Origin of the sequence: Phocaeicola sp. RTP21198st1_B8_RTP21198_201120 (assembly GCF_040929485.1) — a bacterium.
Classification (GTDB): Bacteria; Bacteroidota; Bacteroidia; order Bacteroidales; family Bacteroidaceae; genus Phocaeicola; species Phocaeicola dorei.
The window spans coordinates 1-9,330 of the sequence record NZ_JBCOCI010000033.1 but is presented as its reverse complement, the minus strand read 5'-3'; the positions used below and the strand labels follow the sequence as shown (position 1 = coordinate 9,330).

Annotated in this window: 8 protein-coding genes and 2 pseudogenes; all 10 read left to right on the top strand. The window is 44.5% G+C overall.

Going from position 1 to position 9,330, the window contains the following annotated elements:
* Positions 1-427, top strand: a pseudogene (locus AB5935_RS13180) (MBL fold metallo-hydrolase); the annotation flags it as partial.
* Positions 428-444: 17 nt separating this feature from the next.
* A complete protein-coding gene (locus tag AB5935_RS13175; protein WP_005840337.1) occupies positions 445-822 on the top strand; it encodes a VOC family protein in 378 nt (125 codons plus the stop codon).
* Positions 823-864: 42 nt separating this feature from the next.
* Positions 865-1,698, top strand: a complete 834-nt coding sequence (locus AB5935_RS13170; protein ID WP_038609361.1) for a DUF3805 domain-containing protein — start codon at positions 865-867, stop codon at positions 1,696-1,698.
* A 7-nt stretch (positions 1,699-1,705) separates the two neighbouring features.
* Complete coding sequence (locus tag AB5935_RS13165; RefSeq protein WP_008652200.1) at positions 1,706-3,571, top strand: ABC-F family ATP-binding cassette domain-containing protein; 1,866 nt, start codon at positions 1,706-1,708, stop codon at positions 3,569-3,571.
* 83 nt (positions 3,572-3,654) lie between these two features.
* Positions 3,655-4,857 (top strand): tyrosine-type recombinase/integrase, encoded by a 1,203-nt coding sequence (locus AB5935_RS13160; RefSeq protein ID WP_007844005.1) that lies wholly within the window; start codon positions 3,655-3,657, stop codon positions 4,855-4,857.
* Between the two features lie 618 nt (positions 4,858-5,475).
* Positions 5,476-6,309 carry a transcriptional regulator gene (locus AB5935_RS13155; RefSeq protein ID WP_007844007.1) on the top strand — a complete coding sequence of 278 codons (834 nt, stop codon included), beginning with the start codon at positions 5,476-5,478 and terminating at the stop codon, positions 6,307-6,309.
* A 161-nt stretch (positions 6,310-6,470) separates the two neighbouring features.
* Positions 6,471-6,692: pseudogene (locus tag AB5935_RS13150) on the top strand (IS66 family transposase); the annotation flags it as partial.
* Between the two features lie 171 nt (positions 6,693-6,863).
* Positions 6,864-8,045, top strand: a complete 1,182-nt coding sequence (gene wecB, locus AB5935_RS13145; RefSeq protein ID WP_007844009.1) for a non-hydrolyzing UDP-N-acetylglucosamine 2-epimerase — start codon at positions 6,864-6,866, stop codon at positions 8,043-8,045.
* A gap of 62 nt (positions 8,046-8,107) precedes the next feature.
* Positions 8,108-8,863, top strand: coding sequence for a UDP-glucose 6-dehydrogenase (locus AB5935_RS13140; protein WP_007844010.1), 756 nt, complete (start codon positions 8,108-8,110; stop codon positions 8,861-8,863).
* A 77-nt stretch (positions 8,864-8,940) separates the two neighbouring features.
* On the top strand, positions 8,941-9,282 hold the full coding sequence (locus AB5935_RS13135; RefSeq protein WP_368327453.1) for an acyltransferase family protein: 342 nt from the start codon (positions 8,941-8,943) through the stop codon (positions 9,280-9,282).
* The last annotated feature ends 48 nt before the right edge of the window (positions 9,283-9,330 follow it).

The window sequence follows — 9,330 nt, the reverse complement described above, 5'->3', positions numbered from 1 at the left end:
GGAATATAAGGATGAAACATTGAGCGTGCGTGCTTTCGGTTCCACGGATGTGGGAGTATCGTTTTTGCTTCAGGCAGGTGGAAAAAAGATTTTTCATGCCGGTGATTTGAATAACTGGCATTGGATGGATGAGAGTACCGAGGCGGAGTGGAAGGGAGCCGAGAAGAATTTCCTGCATGAGCTGGATGATCTTTACGCCTATACGCCCGAAGTGGATGTGGCGATGTTTCCCGTTGACCCCCGTTTGGGAAAAGAATACATGCGGGGTGCCGGACAGTTTGTAACAAAGATAAAAACTCATATCTTTGTACCCATGCATTTCACACCGGAGTATGCCAAGGCAAATGCTTTCCGCGACTTTGCCGAAGCGCATGGAGTGCGTTTTGTGTCATTGACACATCGCGGACAAAAAATAGAGATTGAATAACAAAAGAATAACACAATATGAAAGTAAAAGGAAGATTTGATCATTTCAATATCAATGTAACTGATCTGGACAAGAGTATCAAGTTTTATGAAACAGCGTTAGGTTTGCATGAGTCTCATCGTAAGGAAGCTTCGGACGGTTCCTTCGTGCTGGTGTATATGGCCGATGACCACAGCAATTTCTTGTTGGAACTGACCTGGTTGCGTGACCATACCCAGCCATACGAGTTGGGTGAGAACGAAAGCCATCTGTGTCTGCGTGTGGAAGGTGATTATGACGAAGTCCGTAAATTCCATAAGGAAATGGGATGCGTTTGCTTCGAGAACACCGCTATGGGCTTGTATTTCATCAATGATCCTGATGATTACTGGATTGAGATATTGCCGGTAAAGTAAAACGATCGTTTCCGTTAGTAATGAATTAAAAAGATAGAGACTATGAAATACATTTCTCCCGGTGGCTGGTTCTCATTGGAATACCCGATGGGCTGGCATGAGTTTGAAGATACAGAAGAGAGTTTTTTATTCTATAATCCTGACCGGTGGACAGGTAATTTCCGCATATCGGCCTATAAGGATGAAGCGGCTGACTATGGTCCGCAGTGCATCGCATACGAATTGAAAGAAAATACCTCTTCCGCCCTGGTGAAAGTGGGCAAGTGGGATTGTGCTTACAGCGCGGAAACTTTTCAGGAAGAAGGCGCCTGGTACACCACTCATATCTGGGTGACAGGAGAGGGGGATCTTTCTTTCGAATGTTCTTTTACCGTGTCCAAAGGAGGAGACAAGCATCTGGCGGAAGAAATCATCCGGTCTTTGCAGATCCGCAAAGAAGGTGTAAGTCACCCGCGTGAGATCATTCCGATCCGTGTCTTGGAAATCGGGGAGGTGAACACCGCCTTTGAGTGGGCTTCTACCACGATTAAAAAGCAACTCACCAAGGATTTCACTGCGTCGGAGAGCGATATTGACAGTATACAGCAAGTAATGGACAGCGGACGTTTCCAGACCCAGCAGCGTATGGCGTGGGAGAATTTCGGTATTGCCTTCGGAACCATTCTGGTGAATGAGATGGAAGGTATGGAATGGGTGACTGTCATTGAGGGACAGAAAGAATATCCCGCCTTGCAGTTTATGTGTTCGGATATGGTGCTGGACCCTGCCGCACTGGTGTGGGGAAAAGCTAAAAAGGGACTCCCCTGCGACTTGAAATCCGAATTCAGGAAAATTAAGCGAGAGGCGGAGGCAGTGTTGGATGATTTAAATAAATAGACAAATAATGACCCCATATATGCAAGTAGACGGGCTTACCAAATCATTCGGTGACTTGGTATTGTTCCGGAAGATTTCATTTGGAGTGGCCGAAGGACAACGCATCGGTCTGATAGCAAAGAACGGTACAGGCAAGACTACCTTACTTAATATAATAGCCGGTAAGGAGGGATATGATGAAGGAAGCATCGTCTTTCGTCGTGATCTGCGGGTGGGCTATTTGGAGCAAGACCCACATTATCCCGAAGACCTGACCGTGCTCGAAGCCTGTTTCTATCACGGAAACAGCACGGTGGAACTCATCAAAGAATATGAAAGCTGCATGGAAACCGAAGGCAATCCGGGACTGGAAGAGCTGTTGGCACGGATGGAGCACGAAAAGGCATGGGATTATGAACGGAAGGCGAAACAAATCCTTTCTCAATTAAAAATCCGGGATTTCAGCCAGCAGATCAAACATCTTTCCGGAGGTCAGTTGAAACGGGTGGCTTTGGCGAATGTGCTGATAACCGAGCCCGATTTCCTGATTTTGGACGAGCCTACCAACCATCTTGATCTGGATATGACGGAGTGGCTGGAGGGGTATCTCGGCCGGGGAAACATCAGTCTGCTCATGGTGACGCACGACCGTTATTTCCTGGACCGCGTCTGCTCTGAAATTATCGAGATAGACAATCAGCAGGTTTATTCATATAAAGGGAACTACAGCTATTACTTGGAAAAGAGGCAGGAGCGTATCGAGGCGACCAATGCCGAAATAGCCCGTGCCAATAACCTGTACCGCACAGAGCTGGAGTGGATGCGCCGTATGCCTCAGGCACGCGGACATAAAGCGCGTTATCGGGAAGAAGCTTTCTACGAACTGGAGAAAGTGGCGAAGCAGCGTTTCAACGATGGTAATGTGAAGCTGGATATGAAAGCCTCTTACATCGGCTCCAAGATTTTTGAGGCAGATCATCTGTACAAGCGTTTCGGTGATTTGAAGATTCTGGAAGATTTCTCGTATATCTTTGCCCGTTATGAGAAGATGGGCATCGTGGGAAACAATGGTACGGGAAAGTCCACGTTCATTAAAATACTGATGGGCGAACAGAAGCCGGACAGTGGAACACTGGATATCGGTGAGACAGTCCGTTTCGGATACTATTCTCAGGACGGCCTGAAGTTTGATGAGCAAATGAAGGTCATCGACGTGGTGCAGGATATTGCCGAAGTCATCGAATTGGGAAATGGCAAGAAGCTGACCGCATCCCAGTTCCTGCAACATTTTCTGTTTACCCCCGAAACACAGCATAGTTATGTATATAAACTGAGTGGGGGAGAACGCCGCCGCCTGTACCTGTGTACGGTGCTGATGCGTAATCCCAACTTCCTGGTGCTGGATGAGCCTACCAACGATCTCGATATCATCACCCTTCAGGTATTGGAAGAATATTTGCAGAACTTCAAGGGCTGTGTAATCGTAGTAAGCCACGACCGTTATTTCATGGACAAGGTGGTAGATCACTTGCTGGTATTCAAGGGACAGGGAGACATTCGTGATTTTCCGGGTAACTACTCCGATTATCGTGACTGGCGCGAGGCGAAAGAGCAGCGCGAGAAAGAGGCGGAAAAGCCAAAAGAGGAAAAGACCGCCCGCGTGCGCTTGAATGACAAGCGGAAGATGTCTTTCAAGGAAAAGAAAGAGTTCGAGCAGCTGGAACAAGAAATAGCCGGGCTGGAGCAGGAGAAGGCCGATATAGAAGCCGCCCTTTGCAGCGGTACGCTGGGAGTGGAGGAACTGACGGAGAAATCCAAACGATTGCCGGAACTGAATGATTTGATTGATGAAAAGACCATGCGCTGGTTGGAACTGAGCGAGATAGAAGGATAGAATAACCGGAGGTGCAACAGTGTACCTGATGCCATATTGCTATATTCGTTTTGAATAACAAAACCATAATATAGAAAAGAAATATGGCATCCATTAAATTGAAATTCCGCCCATCGAGCGTAAAAGGAAAAAAGGGCGTATTAAGTTATCAAATTATTCATTACAGACTGACACGGCTCATCAAGACTTCTTATCGGATCATGCCTTCCGAGTGGGACGACTCTACCGGCAGTCTGCTTATTTCAACACAGTCTGAATGTAAAGCGCGTCTTCTGCTGATACGTGACCAGACGAATTGGGAGATGACGCGGTTACAAGGTATTATCAATGATCTGGAGCGGACCGGTGTGGAATACACCATTGATGATATCGTGGCTTCTTTCCGGAAAATCCCTTCTGTAGAGAGTGTGTTCAACTTCATGCAACGATGTATCAATAAACTGGAGCGGCAGAAAAGGGGACGGACGGCAGAAGGCTATACCTCGACAATGAACAGCTTTATCCAATTCAGAAAGAATGAGGATCTGAGTTTTGAAGCCTTTGATTCGGAGCTGATGGAGATGTATGAAGCCTATCTGAAAGAGAAAGGCTTGGTAAAGAACAGTACTTCCTATTATATGAGAATCTGGCGGAGTGTGTATAACCTGGCTGTAGAGCAAGGCTATACCACCGACAAGAAACCTTTCAAACATGTCTATACCGGCATAGACAAGACCGTAAAACGGGCTGTTCCTTTTAAAATCATCAAAATGATCAAGGAGCTTGATTTGTCATTCGAACCCCAGTTGGAGCTGGCAAGGGATATTTTCCTTTTCAGTTTCTATACCCGGGGCATGTCGTTTATTGATATGGCACATTTGAAGAAGAACAACCTCCAGAATGGAATTCTGACATACAGCCGGAAAAAGACCGGGCAGCGGCTGACTATTCTGTGGGAGGAGCTGATGCAGGAGATTGTGGATAAATACAAGGATGACAGTTCCGAGTACCTGCTGCCTATCTTGCGGTATTGTGACATAAATGACCGCAAGCAATATAAACTGAGGGCCAAGCAGATAGGACGGGGCTTGAATAAAATAGGCTTGCGGCTGGAATTAAAGGCGCCGTTGACTTTCTATGTGGCCCGCCATAGCTGGGCCAGCATAGCGCAGGACAGGAAGGTGTCTACAGACATCATCCGCGAAGGGTTGGGGCACGATAATGAAAAGACCACTCATATTTATCTGGCATCCATCTCCACTTCACAGATAGACAGAGCCAATCAGATTATTTTAAGGGGGCTGTAGGGGAAGTATTCATTCAGGCTGTAGGATGACAGCCTGAATGTTCTATTGGCTTGGATAAAATCAGATCATTTTCGGAGAAATATTTCTAAAATCCTAACATAAGAGCTGGGGGAATATTCAATATTCGGCAAAGTAATCAAAATATGCCTTGTTGGTGATAGATACAAAATATTGAATGACTTTAGTATGGGGAGATATAGAAATATGCAGAATGCTGATCTAAAGGATCGTGCCATTAGGAAATACTGTGTGACTTCGTGTGATATCTAATTTGGGATAATTTATTTTTTATCATGAACAAGTGTGATAAATCTGAAAATCAGCTGTTTGATAGCATGATTCGTTTTATAAAAAATGGGGTTCTCTTAGTAAGAGATCCCCATTTGGTTGCAAAAGTAGCTATAATTCCCAAGAAATGGAAATCTTTTGTTGTTTTAAAATGCTTTTAACAAGAAATGTATGAGAATTGTTCGTAAAAGGTTATGAATTACGATGTGTATGTTTCACATTATCAATAAATTAAATAGAGAAGGGGATCTCTTACTAAGAGAACCCCAAAAATGAAGCTTCAACAAGCCTTCATTTTAGAAGTACAAATGATAAATAATTTATGTTTTGATGCAAATCTGTAATGATGCGGATTTGGGTACTGAATACTCCTTTCCGCAGAATCAAAACATAACGGGTAAAGCGCCTAGGTTACTGCCATGCAGTTCAATCGCTTCCTGCCCAGACCAGGGGTCAGATCTGATAACCACGTCACAGACGGGGGAAGAAAAAGAATATCCTGACCACAAGTGGTATTATATGTTCCTGCGCAACAGAGAGCTGAAACGCTATATCGAAATCTTTACCGGCAGGAGGGCTGTGATGATTAATACCCGGTCTGGCATAAAGGAAGAAAGATATTTCTGCTTCAAAGTGTTTTCATATACCTCTGCTGACCATAAAAGACGTTTTGAACGGTGTCCTTATAGCAAGGAAGAATATGCGGCCCGTCGGGAGTCCGCCTTTGCCGTAAAGGAGGCGTTCGCGACAGGCTCTGTACAGAAGTTGAACGCTTTGACGGATGAAAAGGAAATCACGGGTGATGGTTATCTGTTTGTATGTGCCCCGTTGGATGAATTGAATCTCATCCTTGCCCATCTGTTCCCCCGGCAGTATCTTGCAAAAGACCGCAATTCCTATAGCGTGGCTGTTATTCCCCATAGACAGATGGAAGAATTTATTTATCTGTATGAATCCATGCCTTATAACATTGAACTGATGGATAAGCCTCTTGAGGAGTATATTCAGAAAAAGCAGAAGATACGTATTACGGGTGGTGTCTTTCAAGGGAAGGAGGGGTGCATCATGCGTCTGCATCGGAATACAAAGCTGGTGTTTGCTTTTGGTAATATGACGGTGGCTATTAGTTATCTTCAGGCTTTTCCGTTTGAGAAGGTGGAGTGATAAACTTACTTTATTTATGACAATAAGTGACTTTCTTGTACTGGTAACTATTGTACTTACTTTAGTAACAATTGCTGTATCAAATAATAAAAAAATATGGCTGTATAAATTCTACAAGAGAGATTATTATCTTCTTTTTTTGGGGTTTGTGTATAGAATGAATTCGAAAGCTGACTCCCCAACGGAGCAATTCGCTTCATTACGGTAGTGATATCGGAGCAGAAATGGTGGCAACTTATCACAGTGTGATTGGAACAGTGAAGATTCATGGCTGTTCTATTTGGAACTTCATCAGAACTTTTTTCAAAAATATTTTTGACTGGTACAGGGATTATGTTAACATGCTTCCTGACAAAATTACTTTGGCTACAGGTCAATGTTAAATTCAAACTAATTTATTAACAAAACTCTATTTAGAGCATAGTCATGTGTCCTTTCAAAGGGGGGATGCCCTAAATTGAGCGCTTATCTCCAAATACAAGAAGTGCTTAAAAGATACTGACATTCCATTTGATACGTCTAGAGAGAGCAAAGAATAAAATTATTGAGTAATTATGGCAAAGAAGAAAGTAATGTTAATCTTCGGAACCCGCCCAGAGGCTATCAAGATGTGCCCACTGGTCAAAGAGTTCCAGAAGCACTCAGAAGAGTTTGAAACCATTGTATGCGTCACTGGTCAGCATCGCGAAATGCTTGATCAGGTGCTTCATCTTTTCGATGTCCGTCCCGATTTTGACCTCAACATCATGCGGCAAGGACAAGACCTCACTGATGTAACTGCACGCGTCCTCACCGGTCTTCGTGACATCTTTAAGGAATGTCGACCTGATGTTGTCCTCGTCCATGGCGACACTACCACTTCTACCGCAGGAGCTCTTGCCGCCTTCTACGCACAAATCCCTGTAGGTCATGTAGAGGCGGGTCTCCGTACCCACAATATCTACAGCCCTTGGCCTGAAGAGATGAACCGCCAGATTACTGGACGCATCGCCACTTACAACTTCTCGCCAACCCCACTCAGTGAGAAGAACCTCCTTGAAGAGAAAGCTCATGGCAACATCTATGTTACCGGCAATACCGTCATCGATGCTCTCTACATGGTCGTTGATAGGCTCAAGACCGATGCCGCCCTTGCTGAAGAACAGAACAAGGTGCTTTCAGCCGCAGGTTATGACGTAACTCGTCTCAACAATGGCAAGAAGCTTGTCCTTATCACAGGCCACCGTCGCGAGAACTTTGGCGACGGCTTTATCCGAATGGTTACTGCTATGAAGGACCTCTCTGAGAAGTATCCAAAGGTAGATTTCGTTTATCCAATGCACCTTAATCCCAACGTGCGCAAACCAATTCACGAAGTCTTTGGTGAAGACCTCACCCGTCCTAACTTCTTCTTCATCGAGCCTCTTCAGTACCTCGAGTTTGTCCACCTCATGTCGAAGGCCACTATCGTTCTTACTGATTCAGGTGGTATTCAGGAAGAAGCTCCCGGCCTTGGCAAGCCTGTCCTTGTGATGCGCGACACCACTGAGCGTCCTGAAGCTCTCGCCTCGGGTACTGTTCATCTTGTGGGCACCGATTACAACAAGATTATGACTGAAGTCAGCAATCTCCTTGATGATGCCATAGCCTACGAGCAGATGTCCAAGGCCGTTAACCCTTATGGAGACGGACAGGCTTGCCGTCGAATTGCCGATGTGCTTGCGGAGAAAGAAACGGATAGATATGAGGTGAAATAACCGAACTTATTAAGAAAACATTACATTTAAATTGAGAGTAACAAGTAAAATTCTATATAACAATGATCAACGTTGGAATTATCGGATGCGGCTTCGTAGGAGGAGCCCTGAAGGATTGGCTGGAGCATAATAATCCAGAGTGTAAACTGTTCATCACTGACCCAGCCAAGGGGTATAATGATGACCTCTCAAATATTGATATTGCGTTTCTGCAAATTCATGTTCGCACAGAGGACGATGGTACACAGGATCTCACTCTCATGAAAGAGCTTATCTCTAAGCTGCCAGATGTACCTATATTCGTGCGCACCACTATTCTCCCTGGCACCAGTGAGTTGCTCTCGAAGGAAACTGGTCATCGTGTACACTACATGCCCGAATTTCTTACTGAACGCACTCATATAGAGGATTTTAAAAAACAAACAATGGTGTTTACCGGAGCTGTTGAACTCCTCACCAAAATCTTTGTTGGCAAGAAGTTCACCGTCATGAGTCCACTTGAGGCAGAGCTTACCAAATATATGCACAATGTCTTTGGTGCATACAAAGTTACTTACTTCAATGCATGCCGTGAGTACTGTGAGAAGATGGGAGCCGATTGGCGTACTGTCCATACGGGCTGCCTCCTTTCAGGCTACATCAACGATACTCACACTTACGTTCCTGGGCCAGACGGTAAGTTCGGCTATGGTGGCAAGTGTTTCCCTAAGGATGTTAATGCCTTCACCCAAATGACGCAGGGTACTTCACTTGGTGTCCTCCTAGCACCTCTCCATAAACTTAATGTTCATTTCCGTGGCGAAGAAGAAATTATCTAATTAACCAATAAGCAGGTGAATGGCGCGATGCTGCGGATCGAATTCGTTGCCTTCTATAAAAGGGTTAAATATATAATATGTTGATAATGAACGGGTTAGTAAGGTGGGGTAAGAGGCATAGCCCATCCATAAGTTGTATTCGCTTGGTGGCGATGTTACTAATCATCTCATGCCATATTTGTCAATACTATGGTAATGAGCTTGCTTGGTGGTTAAACGTTGGTGTTCAAATATTTTTCGTGTTAAGCGGATTCTTATACGGCAATAAGCGTATAGACGAACCCATTGAATGGATAAGAAAGCAATTTGTCAAAATATTACCGACTTATTATCTATTTATTTTCATTACAGTAATACTATACTTGATATTTAGTCCCGAAACTTTGTCTATAACCTCAAATCCGCAACTAAGCCCTTGAACGTCCTTATTGCGTTTACACGGCCTCTCATTACTGAATTTGCAGATA

Coding starts and splice junctions, on each gene's coding strand:
- AB5935_RS13175 (WP_005840337.1), top strand. CDS start 445: ATGAAAGTAAAAGGAAGATTTGATCATTTCAATATCAATGTAACTGAT.
- AB5935_RS13170 (WP_038609361.1), top strand. CDS start 865: ATGAAATACATTTCTCCCGGTGGCTGGTTCTCATTGGAATACCCGATG.
- AB5935_RS13165 (WP_008652200.1), top strand. CDS start 1,706: ATGACCCCATATATGCAAGTAGACGGGCTTACCAAATCATTCGGTGAC.
- AB5935_RS13160 (WP_007844005.1), top strand. CDS start 3,655: ATGGCATCCATTAAATTGAAATTCCGCCCATCGAGCGTAAAAGGAAAA.
- AB5935_RS13155 (WP_007844007.1), top strand. CDS start 5,476: ATGCAAATCTGTAATGATGCGGATTTGGGTACTGAATACTCCTTTCCG.
- wecB (WP_007844009.1), top strand. CDS start 6,864: ATGGCAAAGAAGAAAGTAATGTTAATCTTCGGAACCCGCCCAGAGGCT.
- AB5935_RS13140 (WP_007844010.1), top strand. CDS start 8,108: ATGATCAACGTTGGAATTATCGGATGCGGCTTCGTAGGAGGAGCCCTG.
- AB5935_RS13135 (WP_368327453.1), top strand. CDS start 8,941: ATGTTGATAATGAACGGGTTAGTAAGGTGGGGTAAGAGGCATAGCCCA.